The sequence below is a fragment of the Nonomuraea glycinis genome, from assembly GCF_035920485.1.
Lineage (GTDB): Bacteria > Actinomycetota > Actinomycetes > Streptosporangiales > Streptosporangiaceae > Nonomuraea > Nonomuraea glycinis.
The window spans coordinates 2,304,355-2,323,800 of record NZ_CP109166.1 but is presented as its reverse complement, the minus strand read 5'-3'; the positions used below and the strand labels follow the sequence as shown (position 1 = coordinate 2,323,800).

General features: G+C 70.7%; 14 protein-coding genes. 3 read left to right on the top strand and 11 right to left on the bottom strand.

What is annotated here, in order from left to right; translation table 11 throughout:
- Window positions 1–18 precede the first annotated feature (18 nt).
- The 5 genes from narI to OHA68_RS10660 form a co-directional block, all read right to left on the bottom strand.
- Entirely contained in the window at window positions 19–741 is a 723-nt protein-coding gene (gene narI, locus OHA68_RS10680; RefSeq protein WP_327107480.1) for a respiratory nitrate reductase subunit gamma, read from the bottom strand.
- Window positions 738–1,364 carry a nitrate reductase molybdenum cofactor assembly chaperone gene (gene narJ, locus OHA68_RS10675; protein WP_327107479.1) on the bottom strand — a complete coding sequence of 209 codons (627 nt, stop codon included), beginning with the start codon at window positions 1,362–1,364 and terminating at the stop codon, window positions 738–740. Before narJ ends, narI begins: the two co-directional genes overlap by 4 nt.
- Entirely contained in the window at window positions 1,361–3,016 is a 1,656-nt protein-coding gene (gene narH, locus OHA68_RS10670) for a nitrate reductase subunit beta (protein ID WP_327107478.1), read from the bottom strand. Before narH ends, narJ begins: the two co-directional genes overlap by 4 nt.
- Entirely contained in the window at window positions 3,016–6,669 is a 3,654-nt protein-coding gene (locus OHA68_RS10665) for a nitrate reductase subunit alpha (protein ID WP_327107477.1), read from the bottom strand. Before OHA68_RS10665 ends, narH begins: the two co-directional genes overlap by 1 nt.
- Window positions 6,670–6,809: 140 nt before the next feature.
- The gene (locus OHA68_RS10660; protein WP_189138025.1) at window positions 6,810–8,033 is read right to left on the bottom strand and encodes an MFS transporter; all 1,224 of its coding nucleotides are present in this window, start codon (window positions 8,031–8,033) and stop codon (window positions 6,810–6,812) included.
- Between the two features lie 198 nt (window positions 8,034–8,231).
- Here OHA68_RS10660 and OHA68_RS10655 point away from each other — a divergent pair, with 198 nt between their 5' ends.
- Window positions 8,232–9,137: an alpha/beta hydrolase family protein gene (locus tag OHA68_RS10655; protein ID WP_327107476.1), complete on the top strand. Its 906-nt coding sequence runs from the start codon at window positions 8,232–8,234 to the stop codon at window positions 9,135–9,137.
- Window positions 9,138–9,189: 52 nt separating this feature from the next.
- On the opposite strand, the gene OHA68_RS10650 is transcribed toward OHA68_RS10655, so the two are convergent.
- The gene (locus OHA68_RS10650) at window positions 9,190–9,630 is read right to left on the bottom strand and encodes a hemerythrin domain-containing protein (RefSeq protein ID WP_327107475.1); all 441 of its coding nucleotides are present in this window, start codon (window positions 9,628–9,630) and stop codon (window positions 9,190–9,192) included.
- 97 nt (window positions 9,631–9,727) lie between these two features.
- Window positions 9,728–10,867: a serine hydrolase domain-containing protein gene (locus tag OHA68_RS10645; RefSeq protein WP_327107474.1), complete on the bottom strand. Its 1,140-nt coding sequence runs from the start codon at window positions 10,865–10,867 to the stop codon at window positions 9,728–9,730.
- A 632-nt stretch (window positions 10,868–11,499) separates the two neighbouring features.
- Here OHA68_RS10645 and OHA68_RS10640 point away from each other — a divergent pair.
- Complete coding sequence (locus OHA68_RS10640; protein WP_327107473.1) at window positions 11,500–13,179, top strand: TROVE domain-containing protein; 1,680 nt, start codon at window positions 11,500–11,502, stop codon at window positions 13,177–13,179.
- Here the strand turns inward: OHA68_RS10640 and OHA68_RS10635 are convergent.
- Window positions 13,141–14,448 (bottom strand): YbfB/YjiJ family MFS transporter, encoded by a 1,308-nt coding sequence (locus tag OHA68_RS10635; protein WP_327107472.1) that lies wholly within the window; start codon window positions 14,446–14,448, stop codon window positions 13,141–13,143. The genes OHA68_RS10640 and OHA68_RS10635 overlap by 39 nt on opposite strands.
- Before the next feature lie 168 nt (window positions 14,449–14,616).
- Between OHA68_RS10635 and OHA68_RS10630 the strand changes: the two genes are divergently transcribed.
- Complete coding sequence (locus tag OHA68_RS10630) at window positions 14,617–15,216, top strand: TetR/AcrR family transcriptional regulator (protein ID WP_327107471.1); 600 nt, start codon at window positions 14,617–14,619, stop codon at window positions 15,214–15,216.
- 78 nt (window positions 15,217–15,294) lie between these two features.
- On the opposite strand, the gene OHA68_RS10625 is transcribed toward OHA68_RS10630, so the two are convergent.
- The 3 genes from OHA68_RS10625 to OHA68_RS10615 all read right to left on the bottom strand — a co-directional run bounded on the left by OHA68_RS10625 (window position 15,295) and on the right by OHA68_RS10615 (window position 19,190).
- Window positions 15,295–16,908 carry an alkaline phosphatase D family protein gene (locus OHA68_RS10625; protein ID WP_327107470.1) on the bottom strand — a complete coding sequence of 538 codons (1,614 nt, stop codon included), beginning with the start codon at window positions 16,906–16,908 and terminating at the stop codon, window positions 15,295–15,297.
- 39 nt (window positions 16,909–16,947) lie between these two features.
- A complete protein-coding gene (locus OHA68_RS10620) occupies window positions 16,948–17,553 on the bottom strand; it encodes an ATP-binding protein (RefSeq protein ID WP_327107469.1) in 606 nt (201 codons plus the stop codon).
- 173 nt (window positions 17,554–17,726) lie between these two features.
- Entirely contained in the window at window positions 17,727–19,190 is a 1,464-nt protein-coding gene (locus OHA68_RS10615) for an aldehyde dehydrogenase family protein (protein ID WP_327107468.1), read from the bottom strand.
- Window positions 19,191–19,446 lie beyond the last annotated feature (256 nt).

Sequence of the window (19,446 nt, the reverse complement as noted above, 5' to 3'; positions counted from 1 at the left end):
TGTCCGTGGAGAGAAGTGTCAGCGGGACGGCTCCCAGCCGCGCCGGGGCGGGCGGGCGCCGGTCGGCTGCTCGTCGCGGCTGCGGTAGACCACATAGGGCCGGGTCAGATAGCCGATGGGCGCGGTGAGCATGTGCACCAGCCGGGTGAACGGCCAGATGGCGAACAGCACCAGCGCGCTCAACGCGTGCAACTGGAACAGCGGCGGCGCCCCCGCCATCAGCGCCGGCTCCGGGCTGAAGTAGAAGATCGACCGGAACCAGGGCGAGATGGTGGTGCGGTAGTCGTAGCCGCCCCCGAGGATGTTGGCCGCGACCGTGGCGGCCAGGCCGAGCACGATGGTGATCCCGAGGACCGCGTACATGAGCTTGTCGTTGCGCGTGGTCGCGGTGAACACCGGCCCGACGGTGCGCCGCCGGTAGATGAGGATCGCCAGGCCGCCCAGGGTGGCGATGCCCGCGATGGTGCCGAGCACCACGGCGACCACGTGGTAGGCGGCCTCGCTGACGCCCACCGCCTCGGTCCAGCTCTTCGGGATGACCAGCCCGCCGATGTGGCCGAGCAGCACGACCAGGATGCCGAAGTGGAACAGCGGGCTGCCGATGCGCAGCAGCCGCGACTCGTACATCTGGGACGAGCGGGTGGTCCAGCCGAACTTGTCATAGCGGTAGCGCCAGAGGTGCCCGAGCACGAACAGCGTCAGCGCCACGTACGGCGCCACCACCCACAACAGGATGCTCACCGGGATGCCTCCATGACGGCGTAGGGTTCCAGTCCGACTTCCTCGGCCGGCGGGCCCTCGGCCGCCAGCCGCAGCGCCGCCTCCTGCTCGCGCCGCCCGGCGGGCGGCAGCGTGGCCGCGACGGCGGCCACCACGTCCGCGTACGGCGAGCGCTCGTCCGCCAGCGCCGTGCGCAGCAGCTCCAGCCCCGCCCGGTGCTCCTGCAGCAGGCGGCGCGCCTCCCGCACTGCGCCCCGGGCCGACAGCTCGCACACCACCGCCACATGATCGGGCAGCTCGCCGTCCGCGAGCTCGAAACCCGCCGCGCGCAGCGCGTGCTTGAAGCGCAGCAGCGCTCCGCCGCGCTTGCGGGTGTCGCCGTAGGAGTAGTACGTCAGGTACGGGCAGCAGCGCCGCTTGAGATCGAAGGTCGCCACATAATGGGCGGCCAGGTCGCTTCGGGGAGTGCCGGCGGCGTGGTCGAGGAAGCGGGTCAGGCGCTCGCGCACCTCCCCGGCGGGCAGCGTGGCCACCGCCTCGGCCAGCACCCGCCGGGGGTCGTACAACCGCTCGTCGGGGTAGCCGAGCAGCACCGAGGCCACCAGGTGGGCGGTGCGCAGCTCGCTCTCGCGCAGAGCCGTCATGAGCCGTCCCCGTTCCGCTTGGGGAACAGCCCCTCGGGAGTTCCCTTGCCGTCCCAGTTGAGGAGGTTGACCCGGCCGCGCAGCTCGTTGGCCTTGTCCACGTCGTCGCCTGACTGCCGCTCGCGCAGCGCGTGGAAGTTCTCCACCGCCACCGGGGAGGGCATCCCGGACGCCTCGCCGAACGGGCCGTTCATGCCGGGGCCGCCCTCGTAGTCGAGGCTGCACTGGGTGGCCAGCTCCTCCAGCTGGTGGCCCTGCTCGGCGTGCGCCTTGGGGATGACGTACCGCTCGTCGTAGGGCGCGAGGGCCAGCAGCCGGTGCATGTCCTCGATCTGCGGGCCGTTCATCCCGACGGCGGTGGCGATCGACTCGTCGGGGGGCTGGCCGAGGTTGATGCGGCGCATGTACGAGCGCATCGCGGCCAGCCGGTTCAGCACGCCCTTGACCGGCTCGGGGTCACCGGCGGTGAACAGCTCCGCGAGGTACTCCACCGGGATGCGCAGCGCGTCGATGGCGCCGAACAAGTTGCCCGCGTCCTCGCCGTCGTGCCCGGTCTTCGCAAGTATGTCCACCACGGGCGACAGCGGCGGGATGTACCAGACCATCGGCATCGTCCGGTACTCCGGGTGCAGCGGCAGCGCCACCCCGAACTCGAAGATCAGCTTGTGGATCGGGGAGCTCCTGGCCGCCTCCAGCCAGTCCTCGGGGATGCCCGCCGCCCGGGCCCCGGCGATCACCTCGGGGTCGTGCGGGTCCAGCAGCACGCCCTTCTGCGCCTCGTACAGATCCTTCTCGTCGGGCACGCTCGCGGCCTCGGCGACCTTGTCCGCGTCGTACAGAATGATGCCGATATAGCGCAGCCGCCCCACGCACGTCTCGGAGCAGACGGTGGGTAGCCCCACCTCGACCCGGGGATAGCAGAACGTGCATTTCTCGGCTTTGCCGGTGCGGTGGTTAAAATACACCTTCTTGTACGGGCAGCCCGTCACGCACATCCGCCAGCCACGGCAGCGGTCCTGGTCGACCAGCACGATGCCGTCCTCGGAACGCTTGTACATGGCGCCGGACGGGCAGGAGGCCACGCACGAGGGGTTCAGGCAGTGCTCGCAGATGCGCGGCAGGTAGAACATGAACGCCTGCTCGAACTCCAGCTTGACCTGGTCAGACAGCTTGCGCAGCACCGGGTCGGCGGGGGCCAGCTCGGGGCCGCCGGCCAGGTCGTCGTCCCAGTTCGCGCTCCAGGTGATCTTCGTGGGCTCGCCGGAGATGAGCGACCTGGGCCGGGCGACGGGCGTGTCCTCGGTGGCCGGGGCGGAGAAGAGCCGGTCGTAGTCGTAGGTCCAGGGCTCGTAGTAGTCGTTGATGGAGGGCATGAGCGGATTGGCGAAGATGGTGAACAGCTTGCGCAGCCGCCCGCCCGCCTTCAGCTTGAGCCGGCCGCGCCGGTTCAGCTCCCAGCCGCCCTTCCACTTGTCCTGGTCCTGGTAGGTGCGCGGATAGCCCTGCCCGGGGCGGGTCTCGACGTTGTTGAACCAGACGTACTCGGTGCCCGCCCGGTTGGTCCAGGCCTGCTTGCAGGTGACCGAACAGGTGTGGCAGCCGATGCACTTGTCCAAGTTCATCACCATGGCCAGCTGCGCCATGACCTTCATCAGTAGTCGACCTCCTGAGAGCGGCGGCGGATCACGGTGATCTCGTCTCGCTGGTTGCCGGTGGGCCCGAGATAGTTGAACGCGAACGACAGCTGGGCGTACCCGCCGATCAGGTGCGTGGGCTTGACCAGCAGCCGGGTCAGCGAGTTGTGGATGCCGCCGCGCCGCCCCGACGTCTCGCTCTTGGGCACGTCCACGACGCGTTCCTGCGCGTGGTACATGTACACCGTCCCCTCGGGCATGCGGTGCGAGACGATCGCGCGGGCCACCACGACGCCGTTGCGGTTGACCGCCTCCACCCAGTCGTTGTCGCGGACCTTCGCCTTGGCCGCGTCGGCCGGGCTCATCCAGATGGTCGGCCCGCCGCGCGACAGGGTCAGCATGAGCAGGTTGTCCTGATATTCGGAGTGGATGGACCACTTGGAGTGCGGGGTCAGATAGCGCACGGTGACGCCGTTCTCGCCGCTGTCCCCGATGCCGGGCTCGCCGAACATCGCGGTCATGTTCAGCGGCGGCCGGTAGACCGGCAGCGCCTCGCCCGCCTCGTGCATCCAGTCGTGGTCCAGGTAGAAGTGCTGGCGGCCGGTGAGGGTGTGCCAGGGTTTGCGGTGCTCGACGTTGATGGTGAACGCCGAGTAGCGCCGCCCGTCGGTCTCGCTGCCCGACCATTCGGGCGAGGTGATCACCGGCACCGGCCTGGCCTGGGTGTCGGCGAAGGTGATCTGCTTGTGCTCGTCGGCCAGGCCCTCGAAGGACGTCCCCGTACGGCGGCTCAGCGTGGCGAACCCCTGGGCGGCCAGGTGCCCGTTGGTGGTGCCGGACAGGGCCAGGATGGCCTCGCACAGGTCGCTGTCGCGGGCCAGGGACGGCCGGCCGTCGGCGACGCCGCCCCGGACGGTGCCGTTCATGCGGGCGATCCGCCCGATCTCGCCGGAGACGTCGAACGTCAGCCCCTTGGTCGTCGCGCCGAGCCGTTCGAGCAGCGGGCCGAGCGCGGCCATCTTGTCCGCGACCGCGCCGTAGTCACGCTCCACCGTGACCAGCTTGGGGAAGTCGATCCCCGGCGTGGGCGTGTCGCCGGTCACCCGCCAGTCCCGCACGTACCCGTGCGGGTTGGCCAACTCGTCCGGCGTGTCGTGCAGCAACGGCACCGCCACCAGGTCCGTACGGGTGCCGAGATGGGTCTTCGCCAGGGCGCTGAAGGCGGTGGCGATGGCGTGGAAGGCGGCGAAGTCGGTCCGGGTCTGCCACGGCGGGTCGATCGCCGGGGTGAAGGCGTGCACGAACGGGTGCATGTCGGTGGACGACAGGTCGTGCTTCTCGTACCACGTGGCGGCCGGCAGCACGATGTCGGAGAACAGCGTGGTCGAGGTCATCCGGAAGTCCAGCGACAGCAGCAGGTCGAGCTTGCCCCTGGGCGCCTCCTCCGGCCAGGCGACGCTCGAAGGCCGCTGCTCGGGCCCGGCCTCCTCGGCCCGTACGGACGAGTCGGTGCCCAGCAGGTGGCGCAGGAAGTACTCGTTGCCCTTGGCCGACGAGCCGAGCAGGTTGGCCCGCCACACGGTCAGCACCCGTGGCCAGTTCTCCGGCGCGTCCGGGTCCTCGCAGGCGAAGCCGAGCCGGCCCGAGGTGACCTCTCCGGTGATGTACGGCCCGGCCTCCTGTCCTGCGGCGGCGGCCTCGTCGGCCAGGTCGAGCGGGTTGCGGTCGAAGGTCGGGTAGGACGGCATCCAGCCCAGCCGCGCCGACTGGGACAGCAGGTCGGCGGTGGATCTGCCGGTGAACGCGCCGTCCCCGAGCGAGGAGGAGACGACGTCGGCGGAGAAGGTGTCGTAGCGCCACTGGTCGGTGTGCAGATACCAGTAGGCGGTGCCGATCATCTGCCGCGGCGGCCGCGACCAGTCGGCGGCGGCGGCCAGCTGCGCCCACCCGGTGGTCGGCCGGCACTTCTCCTGGCCGACGTAGTGCGCCCAGCCGCCGCCGTTGACCCCCTGGCAGCCGGTCAGCGTGGTCAGCGCCAGGAACGAGCGGTAGATCGTGTCGGAGTGGAACCAGTGGTTCGTCCCCGCGCCCATGATGATCATGGATCGGCCGCCGGACTGCTCCGCGTTGCGGGCGAACTCCCTGGCGATGCGGGTCGCCGCGACCGCCGGGACGCCGGTGAACGCCTCCTGCCAGGCGGGCGTGTACGGCTCGGCCGCGTCGTCGTAACCGGCCGGCCACCGGCCCGGCAGCCCGTCGCGGGCGACGCCGTACTGCGCCAGCATCAGGTCGTACACCGTGGTGACCAGGTGCTCCCCGACCTGTCGTACGGGCACGCCGCGCTCCAGCACGCCGTCGCCGAGACCGTCGAAGCGCGGCAGCGCGACCGGCGCCGCCGCCCCGCCCGCGACGGTCAGCAGCGGGTCCACCTCGCCGAGGTCCAGGTTCCAGCGGCCCTTGCCCTCCTCGGCGTAGCGGAAGGCGAGCGAGCCGTTCGGCACGACCGGCTCGCCGGTCCGCGCGTCCAGCAGCACCGTGGCGAACGCCGCCTCCTTGCCCTCCTGGCCGAGATCGGCGGCGGTGAGGAACTTGTCCGGCAGGTACGCGCCGTCCCGCTCGCGCAGCCGGACCAGGAACGGCAGGTCGGTGAAGCGTTTGACGTAGTCGGTGAAGGCCGGGGTGGTGGAGTCGACGAAGAACTCCTTGAGGATGACGTGCCCCATCGCCATGGCCAGGGCCCCGTCCGTGCCGGGGTTCGGCGCGAGCCACTCGTCGGCGAACTTGGAGGCGTCGCTGTAGTCGGGCGACAGCACGACCACCTTCTGACCCCGGTAGCGCGCCTCGGCCATGAAGTGCGCGTCGGGCGTGCGGGTGACGGGCACGTTCGAGCCCCACAGCATCAGGTAGGAGGCGTCCCACCAGTCCGCCGACTCCGGCACGTCGGTCTGGTCGCCGAACACCTGCGGGGAGGCCACCGGCAGGTCGGCGTACCAGTCGTAGAACGACAGCATCGCGCCGCCGATCAGTGAGACGAACCGGGCGCCGACCGCGTGCGAGGCCATCGACATGGCGGGGATCGGGGAGAACCCGGCCACCCGGTCGGGGCCGTAGGTCTTGATGGTGTGCACATGCGCCGCGGCGATGATCTCGGTGGCCTCGTCCCAGGTGACGCGCACCAGGCCGCCCTTGCCCCGGCCCGACTGGTAGCGGCGGCGCTTGACCGGGTCCGTGGTGATCTCCGCCCAGGCGGCGACCGGGTCGCCCAGCCTGGCCTTCGCCTCGCGGTACATCTCCACCAGCACGCCCCTGGCGTACGGGAAGCGGACCCGGGTGGGGGAGTAGGTGTACCAGGAGAAGGCGGCTCCCCGGGGGCAGCCGCGCGGCTCGTACTCGGGCCGGTCGCCGCCCACGCTCGGGTAGTCGGTCTGCTGCGCCTCCCAGGTGATCACGCCGTCCTTGACGTACACCTTCCACGAGCACGATCCGGTGCAGTTCACGCCGTGCGTGGAGCGGACCACCTTGTCGTGGCTCCACCGGTCACGGTAGAAGACGTCGCCCTGCCGGCCGCCGATCTGGTGCAGAGTGCGCAGATCCTCGGACACGGTGCCGGGACGCAGGTGCCGGCCCAGTTTCAGCAGGGCGTCGCTGACCGGTCCGTCCATACCCGTCATGAGTGCACTCCTTCATCTCGGGCGACAAGCCCGGACATGCCCGTTAACGGGGTTTTAATCCGTGACTTCGGCTAGCTTGCCGGAGCCCTTTTCATGTTGTTAGGGACGAAAGTCCTGTCCTGGTCGCCGAACCGCCCGCGTCACCGTGCGGGCACCGCCTGGCGCCGCTGGGCGGTGGCGCGCACCACGGTGACCGTCAGCAGCAAGGTCAGCGCCGACACCATGGCCAGCAGCGCCAGCCCCAGTCCGTACGAGCCGAACCGGCTGTAGACCTCGCCCATCACCAGCGGCGGCACGAAGCCGCCCAGCCCGCCGGCCGCGCCGACCAGACCGGTGACCGAGCCCACCTTGTCCGCCGGGGCCGCCGCCGCGACCAGGGCGAAGGTGGCCCCGCTGCCCGCGCCCAGCGCGGCGGCCATGATGAGGAACGCGGCCGTGCCCAGCATCATCAGCGGCGGCGTGAACGCCTCCACCGAGGCGCAGACCGCGACGATGGTGAACACCCCGGCCAGCACCGGGATCGGCCCCAGCCGGTCCGACAGCCAGCCGCCGACGGGACGCATCGCGACGGCCAGGACCACGAACCCGGCCATCCGGTCGGACGCGTCGGCCTGCTCCAGGCCGTACGCGGACTCCAGGTAGACCGGCAGGTAGACGGAGAAGGCGACGTACCCGCCGAACGCCACCGCGTACAGCAGGCAGGCCTGCCAGGTGATCGGCAGCCGCACGGCCGCGCGCAGGCGCGCCAGCGTGGACTCCGCCGGAGCGGTACGGCCCGGCGCGTCCCGCAGCACGACCCAGGCCACCACGGCGTAGACGGCGAGCACGGCGGCGGTGATCAGGAACGGGGTGGCCGGACCGCCGGCCCTGACCAGCTTGACCGTGGTCAGCGCGCTGATCGCGGTGCCGCCCATGCCCATGCCGAACACCCCGATGGCCAGCCCGCGCCGTCCGGGCGGGAACCAGGCGCTGACGAACGGCACGCCCACGGCGAACACCGTTCCGCCGATGCCCAGGAAGAACCCGCCCACCAGCAGCGCCGCCAGCGAACTCTGCCCGAGCACGCCGATGAACAGCACCGGGACGATGGTGGCCGCCGAGACCAGCGGGAACATCACCCGGCCGCCGTACCGGTCGGTGAGCGCGCCGACGGGGATGCGGCCGAGCGACCCGACGATCACCGGCACCGCGACCAGTAGCGCCTGCTCGCCGGCCGACAGGCTGAGCAGGTCCTTGAACCGGGGGCCCAGCGGGCTCAGCAGCGCCCACGCCCAGAAGTTCACCGCGAATCCCACGGTCGCCAACGCCAGCATCACCATGGGCCGGTTGGCCGGGCCGCGCGGGCCGGTCGGGTCGGTGCTCATGTTCGTCCGTCCTCGGTTCGTGGGCATCGGCTGAATCCCACCGCAGCAGGCTCATGCCCTCGTAGGGACAAAGGTCCCCTGCGCGAAGTGCTTTGTGCTGTCTTTGCGGGGCCGATCGGCAGCCGGAAGTTGCGAAGCGGAACTGTGTTCCGTATCGTAGGCGGAGCAACGTTCCACTTTGCTTGTGAAAGGCACCCCATGCCCGACTCACCCGTGCCCACCATGGTGCTGTCCGCCCGGCCGGTCATCCTGCCCGTCCCGGGCCGCGGCGAGGACCTCCAGGTCCGCGTGTCCGCCCCCGCGACCGGCCGCGACCTGCCCGTCATCGTCTTCTCGCACGGCTTCGGCATGTCGATGAACGGCTACGGGCCGCTGGCGGACCACTGGGCCGCGCAAGGCTTCGTTGTCCTGCAGCCCACCCACCTCGACTCCAGGACGCTCGGCCTCCCGCCTTCGGATCCCCGTACGCCGGACATCTGGCGGATCCGTATCGAAGACCTCAAGCACGTCATGGACGGGCTCGACATCCTCGAAGCCGCCGTACCCGGCCTCGGCGGACGTCTCGACCGGGACCGCATCGCGGTGGCCGGCCACTCCTGGGGCGCCCAGAGCGCGAGCACCCTGCTGGGCGCGCGCATCCTGGACGCCGACGGCGTGCCCGGCGAGGACCTGTCCGACCCCCGCGTCAAGGCGGGCGTGCTGCTCGCCCTGACCGGCCTGGGCGACGACCTGACCCCGTTCGCGGCCGAGCACTTCCCCTTCATGAAGCCGTACTTCGGCGACATGACCACCCCGGCGCTCATCGTCGCGGGGGACCACGACCAGTCCGCGCTGTCCACCCGTGGCCCGGACTGGTTCCTCGACCCGTACGTGCACAGCTCCGGGAGCAAGAGCCTGCTCACGCTGTTCGGGGGAGAGCACTCGCTGGGCGGCATCTCCGGGTACGAGGCCGCCGAGACGACGGACGAGGACCCGGCCCGCGTCGCCCTGGTCCGGCGGCTCACCACCGCCTTCCTGCGCAGCGCCCTCTACCCCGAGGACACCGGCTGGAAGGCCGCCCTGGAGGAGGACCTCGGCCCGCAGGGAAAGCTGGAGAGCAAGTAAGCCTTTCCCAGGCCGCAGCCGCAGGGCGAGCCGGCCGCACCCGGAGTTGGCCTTACCCGGCCGCCGGCTCGGGTGTGATGCGCTCCCAGGCGGCCATCGGGAGCATGACGATCGAGGCGGGGAACAGGCCGAGCTCCTCGTGGTCGATGTGCTCGCCCAGCTTGGTGAGCGCCTTCAGCACGGTCGCCCAGTCAGGGTTCGCCCGGTCGATCGCGCCGAGCACGCCATGGATGTCGTCGTGCTCGGCGCAGAGCCGCGCCACCTCCCCGGCCAGCGACCCCTCCGCCCGCAACTCGGCGAACAGCCCGCCCTCCTCGGTGGCGGTGTGCGGCAGCAACCGGCCGACGAGCTCGTCCAGCAGTGCTCCGGCGTCGTCGTACCGGCCCTCGCCGATCGCCCGGCGCAGCACGCCGGCCGTCTCCTTGATCTCCCCGTGCTCCTCGGACAGCCGCCCGATCAGCGGAAAGTCCCGGCACCCGCAGTAGTCGCACATGGCATCCCTCTCGTCTCCGGCTCCAGGGTGCCCGCCAGGAAACCCCCGTGGACAGGGTCCTTCGTCCTTCAAATCGCCGGTGCCACCGAGCTCCTGATCATCTGGTGTCGCACAGAGCTCGGTTGACGAGCCGGTTGACGGCGGCGTCGATCTGGAGAATGCGCTTCGCCGAATCGAAGCGCTCGGTCGAAACGGAGATCACCACACTGCGCTTCCCATCGGCGGTGACGCCCGTTCTGGTCATGAAGCCGAGGATGTCCCCGCCGTGCCCCACGTACGTGCCGCCACAAGGAAGTGGGCGTTGCACCAGGCCGAGTCCGTAGCGGGCGCCCGGCCAGATGCGCCGCAGCTCCGTGGCCACGGGAACGGTTCTGCGCATCTCGGCGAGCTCCGCGGGCCGCAGGAGTTCGCCGCCGAGCAGGGCTGTGAAGAAGCGATCGAGGTCCGCCGTGGTGGAGATGAGCCCGCCCGAGGCGTCCGCGTCGCGATGCCGGGTGGTGTCGACGAATCCCTCGCTGGTCTTGAACACGGTGTACCCGCGTGCGTGGGGCCGCGGCAGCTCGGCCGACCCCGCGGGCCAGCGCGTGTGCTTCAGGCCCAGCGGCTCGATGACGCGCCGTTTCACCTCCTCATGCCAGGGGCGGGCGGTCGCCTTCTCGATGATCAGGCCGAGGGTGGCGTACCCGGTGTTGGCGTAGAGCCAGCCCTTGCCGGGTGCGAAGGCCGGCTTGTGGCGCATCGCCCTGGAGATGACCTGCTGCGGGGTGAAGGTGTCGTGCCGGTGGCGGCGGTATTGGCGGGAGGACGCGATGGCGGTCGGGTACGGGTAGTCATCGACGATCCCGCTGGTGTGCTGGAGCAGGTCGCGGACGGTGATCTTCCGCCCGTCGTTGCCGCGCCCTTTGATCAGCCCGGGTAACCACCTGTCCACGGTGTCGTCGAGTGCCAGCTTCCCCTCGCCGACCAGTTGCAGCACCACGGTGGCGACGAAAGTCTTGTTACTGGAGCCGATCCGGAAATATCCGTTAGGTGGCACCGGGGCCTTCGTCCGGAGGTCGGCGACGCCGGCCGTCGCGACCATGCTCCTGCCCTCGCTGGTGACCCGCGCCTGCACCCCGGTGACTCCGCCGGCGACGATCCTCTCCGCATCCCGCCGTAGGTCCGGCCGGCCGTATTCGGGTGCGACATTGAGCGAGGCGGTCAGCGCGGCGACCATGGCCACATGTGTGACGAACATGAGCGTTTCTTTCTGTCGGCATGCGTGATCGGGCGCGTTCCACGATCGCGGCAAGCACGCATGCCGGCATCGGCCGTTCGACTGATCCGGGCTGGACGATCGGCCGATCGACTATGTGTATTCGCGTCTCGCCGCGTGGCCGCGCAAGTAAAAGAAGTTGCGCTCTCATCGGCCTCCCATGCATTCTCATATCCGTATCCGCTCTCGGTTCGACGGTTTATCGGTGCGGTTCGGAGAGGGCACGGGTCGAAGTTCGTCGGTTACCACTTTTAATGGGGCGGTCGCAGGTTCGAGTCCTGCCCGGGGTCACGGCTCCGGTAGCTCAGCTGGCAGAGCACCTGAACACCGGTGAACATCCCACATCCGTGTCTTCTCCGAACCACACCGATCCCTTCGTGAGCCCTGCCGGGAGCACGACTCGAATTCTGCCGGTAAAGGGCCGGAGGGCGGGTCGAAGTCGTTCGGTTATCCCGGAATCGGCGGTCGCGGGGTTCAATTCCCCGCTGTGCGGCTTGGCCGTGCATAGCTCAGTGGTAGAGCTTCGGTCTTGATCCGATCGGCACACCCATATCCGCCCTCCCCTTCTCCCCACATCCGCCGCCAGGCGGGTCGAAACCCCTTGGAGGCCGTTCATGGCCCGCAACCGTGACCCTCTCGCCGGCATTTCCACCATCGCCACGCCCCAGACCCAGCGGCTGCCCGGACGCACCGACCAGGTCGAGAACGCGGCAGGTGGCTATGTGTTCGCCAAGGACCTGTGGCAGCGCGTCGAGGACTTCCTGATCCTCGGCACCACGGGCGGCACGTACTACGTCAGCGAGAACAAGATGACCGCCGACAACGCCGACGCGCTGTTCCAGGCGATCGCCGAGGACGGCCCGCGCGTCGTGCGGCTGCTCACCGACATCTCGACCGCGCGCCCGCCGCGCGCCCCGAAGCAGCGCCCGGCACTGTTCGCACTCGCCGCCGCCTACGCCAAGGGCGACGCGGCCACCCGCCAGGCCGCCAAGCTCGCGCTGCCGAAGGTGGCCCGCACCACCGACCACCTGGCCCAGTTCTTCGGCTACTACAAGAACCTCGGCGGCAAGCCGACCGCGCACGGCACGGCGCCGGTCGTCGGCCGGTCACTGCGGACCGCGCTCGCCTCCTGGTTCCTGTCCGGCGACGCGGACGACGTCGCCTTCCGGGTGTGCAAGGCCCGCCAGCGCAGGACGCCGCAGGGCGAGGCGTTCGACCTGCGCGACGTGCTGCGCATCGCCCACCCCAAGACCGACACCCCGGAGCGGGGAAGGCTGTTCGGCTGGATCGCCGGGAACGTCTCCGACGCCGACGCACGCGACGTGCTGGAGTCGGTGGACCGGTTCCTCACCGCGAAGGCCGCCACTACCGCTCACCAGGCGATCAAGGTGGTGACCGAGCGGAAGGTGCCGTGGGAGTTCCTGCCGGATGCGATGCTGCGCGAGCCCGCCGTGTGGGACGCGCTGATCGACACGGTCGGCCTGACCGCGCTCATTCGCAACCTGTCCCGCATGACCCGCATCGGCACGCTCAAGCCCATGAGCGGCGCGACGCGGCGCGCGGTCGCCCGGCTCACCGACCAGGCGGCGCTACTTCGAGCGCGCATCCACCCGATGGACGCCTTCCTCGCGCTGCGCGTCTACGGCTCGGGCCGGTCCCGGCCGAACCCGCGCGCCGACGTACAGACGTGGACACCGGTCCCGGCGATCCTCGACGCGTTGGAGGAGACGTACGAGCTGTCGTTCGGCACCGTCGAGCCTTCCGGCCGGCGGCTGCTGGTCGCGGTGGACTCGTCCGGGTCGATGTCGGGCGGCTGGTCCGGCGGCGGCGTCGTGGTCGGCGGTTCCTCGATCGGTTCGCCGTACGAGGTCGGCTGCGCCCTGGCCGTCATGCTGGCCCGCATCGAGAAGGGGAACGTGCACGTCATCGACGTGGACACCGGTGTGCACGCCTCGAAGGTGACGCCGCGTACCAACCTGCGCGAGATCAAGAGCTGGCGGCCTTCGGGCGGCGGCACCGACCTGTCGCTGCCGTTCCGGTGGGCGCGTGAGCAGGGGATGGCGGTGGACGGGTTCGTCGTGTTCACCGACAACGAGACGTGGGCGGGACGGGCGCACCCGTCGCAGGAGCTCGACGCCTACCGGCGCTCGGTGGCGGCGGAGGCTCGAGTGGTGGTGGCGGCGATGACGGCGGCGGGCTACTCGATCAGCGACCCCGCCGACGCGGGGGTGCTGAACGTGGCGGGCCTGGACGCGTCACTGCCGCTGATCGTGAACGGCTTCATCCGGGCGTAGTCGAGAGCGCGCGCGGCCTCCGGCGAACGCGATCACGGAGGCCGTGGCGCACAAGATCGCGGTCCACGCCAGGGTGGCCTCGGTCGAGGTGTGATCGGCGACCACACCGGCGATCCACGGCCCGGCGGTCTGCCCGGCCGCGAACACCGTGGTGAAGGCCGCCAGCGTGGCGGTCCAGTCGGCGGGCGGGACGTTGCTCTTGATGAGGGCGGTGATGGCCGCCGGGACGCCCATGAACGTCGCCCCGTAGATGATCGCGGAGGCGAGGATGACGGGTGGCGCGGGTGCGACCAGCGCCAGCGCCGCGCCGCCGGCCAGCAGGGCGAGCAAAGTGGCCAGGGCCCGGGTGGCGGGCCACTCGGCGGTGGGCCGGCTCCACAGCGCGGGCGCCGCCACGACGGCCAGACCGAGCACCGTCCAGGTGAGCACCACCTGCCCGAGCGGGGCACGCTGGTCGGCGAGGTAGGCCGACAGGAACGTGATGTAGGTGATGTACCCGGCGGCGAACAGGAGGTAAGCCAGGGCCGCCCCCAGCAACGGGCGCACCCGAGCCCGCCCGGCCACGTCAGCACGCGCACCCCCACCCGTGCTCCCCACGCCCTCACGCGCCGCGCCTCCAGTCCCCGCGCCCCCGCGCGCTGCGCCTCCACTCCCCGCGCCTCCACTCCCCGCGCCCTCACTCCCCGCGCCCTCACTCCCCGCGCCCCCGCGCGCTGCGCCCCAACTCGCCGCGGCTGCCAGGGCGGCGGCGGTGGCAAGGCCGATCCAGGCCAGGCGCCAGTGGTTCCCCAGTGCGGGGATGCTCACGCCGCTGACGATGATGCCCAGCCCGGTGCCGGCGAAGTAGACGGTGATGGGCACGCTGGAGGCCGCGTGGGCGGCGACGCGTGAGGCGATCACGCCGCCCACGATGAACACCACCGCTCCTGCCGCCCCTGCCGCGGCCCGCGCGGTCAGCAGTGGCAGGTAGGCGTCGCTCGCCGCGGTGGCCGCCAGCGATACGGCCGTGAGCACCATGCCGATGCGGAAGGCGGCGGCGGTGCCCCAGCGGCGCACGACCGCGGCGGTCACCAGTGCGCCGAGGAGGTAGCCGAGCCCGTTGGCGGTGCTCATCGTCCCCGCCTCGGCCAGGGTCCAGCGCAGGTCCTCGCGCATGGCCGGCAGAAGCAGGCCGTAGGCGAAGCGCGCGAGCCCGAGCGCCGAAGCGGTGCCGAGCGCCAGCAGGCCCGCCTGCCACACCGCCCGTCCCAGCAGCGGTGCCCGCGTCATCGGTCCCGTCTCCCGGCGGCAGCTGCGCCGCGGGCGGTCGCTTCTCGCGCGCCCGGGTCGTGCCGAGCTGAGCCGAACAGGTCTGGCATGGCATCCCCAAGAGATCGAACCGATCGGTACGACCTGAGATGCTAACAGCAGAACGAACCGACCGGTACGATCTGTGGCATGCCAGTCCCCAAGGGCTCGACGATCGACCCCGCGCGCACCCGAGCGGCCATCCTCGAGGCGGCCACCCGGGTGCTGTACGAACGCGGGCTCGACGGCATCGGTGTCGCCGAACTCTGCACCCGTGTCGGGGTGTCCAAGGAGACGCTCTACCGGCACTTCGGCACCAAGGACGGCCTGGTGGACGCCGTGCTGCGCGCCCGCAGCGACCGGGTGACGAACTGGCTGGCCGCAGCGGCAGCTGCCGCCGGGGACGACCCGAGCGACCAGCTCGCGGCGGTGTTCGACGCCCTCCAGCGGTGGTACGACGAGCCGGCCTTCCGTGGCTGCGCGATGCTGAACGCGGCCGCCCAACACCACGTCGACGCCGTACGCACCCTCACCGCGCGCCACCTGGACCGCTACCTCGAGCTTCTGACCGGCATCGCCGTCCGCGCCGGAGCCGTCGACCCGCCCGTCCTGGGCCGGCAACTGCTCATGCTGGTCGAGGGGGCGACCGTCGTCGCCGCGCACCACGACCCGGCCGGCGCGGCGACGGTCGCCCGCCAGGCCGCCCTCACCCTGCTGTCCGCCGCCGCTCGCCCCGGCCGCCAGGACTGACGCACCGGATCGGGACCCGGCCCCGGAAAACCTCAGGAGGCGGGCCCGTGCGGGACCCACCTCCTGGTGCGGGTGATGTCAGACGATCGGGCCCTCACTGGCGAGTTGGACGCCGGGGCGGCCGTTCTCGACGACGTACGTGGCCCGGGTGGACGCCGGAGCGCCGGGCCGGTCGACGTACGGGAGCACCCGGAAATCGGTGCTCCACAGGTCCTCGGTCACCGTGCACCGCAGGTATCCCCGCCGGTAGTTGGCGAACTTGATGTGCGGGTTGGCGCGTACCGACAGCTCCGAGTAGGAGTCCATGTCGGCTCCGTTGCCCTCGGCGGTGACCGAGGTGCAGACGAACTCGCTCGCCAGCACCGGGGCGGCCGGGTCGCGGTAGTCGGCCTTGATGTCACTGGCGTGGTGCCGGTGGCGGTCGCCGGTCAGCACGACCAGGTTGTCGACCCCGCGGTCCCGCGCGCCGTCGAGCATCCGGCGGCGGTTCGCGTCGTACCCGTCCCAGGGGTCCATGAAGACCGAGACCGCCTCGGTGTCGTCCATGTCGGTCTCGGCCATCGGCGCCTGGTTGGCCAGCACCTGCCACCGGACCCGGGAGCGCTCGAAGTTGTCCAGGAGCCACTGCTCCTGTTCCCGCCCCATCATGGTCCGGTTCGGGTCCAGGCTGCCCGGGTTCGGGGCGGCCAGGCCGCCGCCGGCCGCTTGGTCGTCGCGGTACTGCCGGGTGTCGAGCACGTTGATGTCGAGCAGGTCGCCGTAGGCGAGCCTCCGGTACAGCTGCATGTCCGGCCCGTCCGGCAGGGCCGACGCGCGCAGCGGCAGGTTCTCGTAGTAGGCCTGGAAGGCGGCGGCGCGCCGGTCCAGGAAGCCCGGCGTCTCGGCGGCGTTCTGCGGGACGTCGTCGGCCCAGTCGTTGTCGACCTCGTGGTCGTCGAGGGTCACCGCCCAGGGGTGGGCGGCGTGCGCCGCCATCAGGTCCGCGTCGCTCTTGTACAGGCTGTACTGCAGCCGGTAGCGCTCCAGCGTGACCGTCTCGGGCGACAGATAGTCCGGGACCGGGGTCTGCCGGGTGCCGCCGTCCGCCGGTACGCCGTTCTCGTAGATGTAGTCGCCGACCTGGAGGACCAGATCGAGGTCGTCCTCGGCCATCCGGCCGTACGCGGTGTAGAAGCCGTGCTGCCACAGGGCGCAGCTCGCGACCCCGAGGGAGACCGAGCTGACGTGGGCGTCGTGGGACGGGGCGGTCTTGGTCCGTCCGACGGGACTGATGTCGGTGCCGACCTTGAACCGGTAGAAGTAGTGCCGGCCGGGTCGCAGGCCCCACACCTCGGGGTGGACGGAGTGGTTGAGCTCCGGACCGGCCACGGCGGTGCCGCGCTTGACGATCCGGCGGAAGCCTTCGTCCTCGGCGACCTGCCATTGGACGGGGACCCGCCGCGGCGGCATGCCGCCCGATCCGTCGGCGGCGAGGGGATCCGGGGCGAGGCGGGTCCACAGCACAACGGAGTTCGGCAGCGGGTCGCCGGAGGCGACACCGAGCTTGAACGGGTCGTCCGGGAGGCCGTGGCGCTGTGGCGGCGTTGCGCCGGCGGGGTCGCCGAGGGCACTGGTGCCGAGAAGTACGGCGGTCGCGCCGGCGCCGCCGAGAAGGCCGCGCCGGCTGAGGGTACGTCCGAGCGGAAAACTCATGGAGGGGGTGTCCTTCGAAGATCACGAGTGAAGCAGCGATCAGGCGAACTCGGCCTGACCGGGGGCTGTGGGGAAGACGTGCAGGGGCGCGTGCCTTTCGGCGTCCACATCACACCAGACGGCACGGTGCATGCTGGGGAGCAGCAGGTGGCTGCCCCACCGTCCGCGCGACAGCTCGGCCACGATGGCCAGGCCGCGCCCGCCTTCGGCTTCGTCGCCGAGCTGCTCCTGCGTCGGAATGAGGTGCGGAGCCGAGAGCGCCGAACCAGGATCGGTCACCGTCAGGCGGAGGAAATCGATGCCCTGGAAGAGTTGAACAAGGACCCAGCATCCGGTGTCCGCGTGCCGCACGGCGTTGGTGACCATTTCGGATGTCACCAAGAGCAGAACGTCCCGTACAGGATGAGAGCGCCCGATCCAGGCGGTCACCGTCGCGCGAGCCAGGCGCGGCGTCTGGGCGTCGCGCGCGAGCTTCGTTTCTCCCAATGCGGTCAGGCCAGTCCGTGAAATCACACGAATACGGTGGAAGATCAGCCGCTGTGGGCGGGCGAGGACGCGGTCACCGAACTGGTCATCGCGCCGCTGAACGCGATCCTTCGCATGTTCATCCAGTGCTCCTTGCTCACAGAAATCGAACCGCCGCACGGACCTCCGGCGACGAAAGCCGATCAACGAGCACGACCCTACATACCTGTTATGTATGCCGTCAATGGTGGGTAAACGTCTCCGTAACCGCACCGAAACACCTCCGAACAAGCGACGGCTCCCCTCCGACACGTGGTCGAAGGGGAGCCGGGGATCCTGCGGAGGCCGAACGGTCAGGCGGGGAAGCCGACCGAGTGGGTGTCCATGAACTCGCGGATGCCCTCAAGGCCCATCTCGCGGCCCATGCCGCTGTGGTTGAAGCCGCCGAACGGGGCGCGCTCGTCCAGGTGGGCGGCGCCGTGGGTGTTGACGAAGGTGTAGCCGGTGCGGAGCTGGGCGGCGACGACGGCGGCGTGGTCGAGGTCCGCCGTCCAGACCGAGGAGCACAGGCCGGACCAGGTGTCGTTGGCGCGGGCCACGGCGTCGGCCTCGTCGTCGAACGGCAGGATCGGCAGGGTGGGGCCGAACTGCTCCTCCACCACCACGCGGGTGTCGTCGGCGGGGTCGAGGACCAGGGACGGGCGCAGGAAGTTGCCCCGGGAGATGTCGGCGCCGTCGGCCGCCTCGCCGAACTCGCGGATCTCGGCCCCGGAGGCGCGGGCCTGCTCCAGGAGCTCCAGGACGTACGCCTTCTGCCGCGAGCTGTGCAGCGGGCCCATGGTCGTCTGCTCGTCCAGGCCGTGGCCCAGGCGGGTGGCGGCGAGGAGGCCGGACAGGCCCTCGACGACCTCGTCGTAGCGGGAGCGGTGCACGTACACGCGCTTGGTGGCCATGCAGATCTGGCCGGTGGAGTCGTACGTGCCGGTGAAGAGCTTCTGCAGCGCGTCGGGGCCGAGGTCGGCGTCGGCGAGGATGATCGCGGGGTCGTTGCCGCCCAGCTCCAGGGCCACGCGGGTGAGGGAGCCCGCGGCCATGGACATGATCCGCTTGCCGCCGCCGGGGCTGCCGGTGAAGCAGACCTTCTTGACGCGGTCGTCCTGGATCAGTGCCGCGCCGATCTCCGCGTCGTGGCCGGTGACGACGTTGAGGACGCCCGGCGGCAGCAGCCGCGCGACCTGCTCCACGGTACGGACGACTGACAGCGGCGTGGTGGGCGGCGGCTTCACCACGACGGTGTTGCCGGCCAGGAGCGCCTGTGGCAGGGAGGCGGCCAGGATCGCCAGCGGCCAGTTGAACGGCACGATGATCGTGACCACGCCGAGGGGCAGGTAGGAGACCTCGGTGCGGTACGGCGGCGCCGGGAGGTGGCTCACCGTCCGGACCTGGTCGGCGAGGCCGGCGGCGAGGCGGAAGCGGTGGTCGAAGACGATGGAGTCGATGAAGGACTCCATCCGGATCTTGCCGTTCTCGCGGGTGAGCACCTCGGCCACCGCGTGCCGGTCGGCCTCCAGCGGGGCCAGCGCGGAGATCAGCGCCTCGGCGCGCTCCTGCGGCGTGCGCGCGGCCCAGGCGGGGAAGGCCCGGTCGGCGGCGGTGACCGCGGACGTGGCCTGCTTGGCGCTGGCGGCTGCGGCGTAGCCCACGACCGACGTGAGGTCGGACGGGTCGATCACCTTCAGCGCGTCATCGGCCCCGACGCTCTCACCGTCGATGTAGAGCTCGGTTCTGATCTCGGGCAGCTGGTCCAGCGGCGTCATTGACTGTTACCTCGAAGTCCCAGGGGGCCGGGTAACCGGTCCCGAACCTGATGAGTTAGTGCACCGTATATCACTTATGTCACACGGCCTAGGTGAAGAGGACCGTTCCACTCCGTACATTTCGGCGAGGTGGGGCACGACAAATGACGTATGAGAGCAACGACCTCAGCCCGGTTCCCTGAGCCGCCGCCTGAGCGACCATGCCTCTTAGGCCAACCGGTCACGAATGGGGCCAACTGGTCACGAAGAGGACGTC

Bases quoted from the DNA above. Each gene is read 5' to 3' on its own strand.
- narJ (WP_327107479.1), bottom strand. From the start codon at position 1,364: ATGACGGCTCTGCGCGAGAGCGAGCTGCGCACCGCCCACCTGGTGGCC.
- narH (WP_327107478.1), bottom strand. From the start codon at position 3,016: ATGAAGGTCATGGCGCAGCTGGCCATGGTGATGAACTTGGACAAGTGC.
- OHA68_RS10665 (WP_327107477.1), bottom strand. From the start codon at position 6,669: ATGACGGGTATGGACGGACCGGTCAGCGACGCCCTGCTGAAACTGGGC.
- OHA68_RS10660 (WP_189138025.1), bottom strand. From the start codon at position 8,033: ATGAGCACCGACCCGACCGGCCCGCGCGGCCCGGCCAACCGGCCCATG.
- OHA68_RS10655 (WP_327107476.1), top strand. From the start codon at position 8,232: ATGCCCGACTCACCCGTGCCCACCATGGTGCTGTCCGCCCGGCCGGTC.
- OHA68_RS10650 (WP_327107475.1), bottom strand. From the start codon at position 9,630: ATGTGCGACTACTGCGGGTGCCGGGACTTTCCGCTGATCGGGCGGCTG.
- OHA68_RS10645 (WP_327107474.1), bottom strand. From the start codon at position 10,867: ATGTTCGTCACACATGTGGCCATGGTCGCCGCGCTGACCGCCTCGCTC.
- OHA68_RS10640 (WP_327107473.1), top strand. From the start codon at position 11,500: ATGGCCCGCAACCGTGACCCTCTCGCCGGCATTTCCACCATCGCCACG.
- OHA68_RS10635 (WP_327107472.1), bottom strand. From the start codon at position 14,448: ATGACGCGGGCACCGCTGCTGGGACGGGCGGTGTGGCAGGCGGGCCTG.
- OHA68_RS10630 (WP_327107471.1), top strand. From the start codon at position 14,617: ATGCCAGTCCCCAAGGGCTCGACGATCGACCCCGCGCGCACCCGAGCG.
- OHA68_RS10625 (WP_327107470.1), bottom strand. From the start codon at position 16,908: ATGAGTTTTCCGCTCGGACGTACCCTCAGCCGGCGCGGCCTTCTCGGC.
- OHA68_RS10615 (WP_327107468.1), bottom strand. From the start codon at position 19,190: ATGACGCCGCTGGACCAGCTGCCCGAGATCAGAACCGAGCTCTACATC.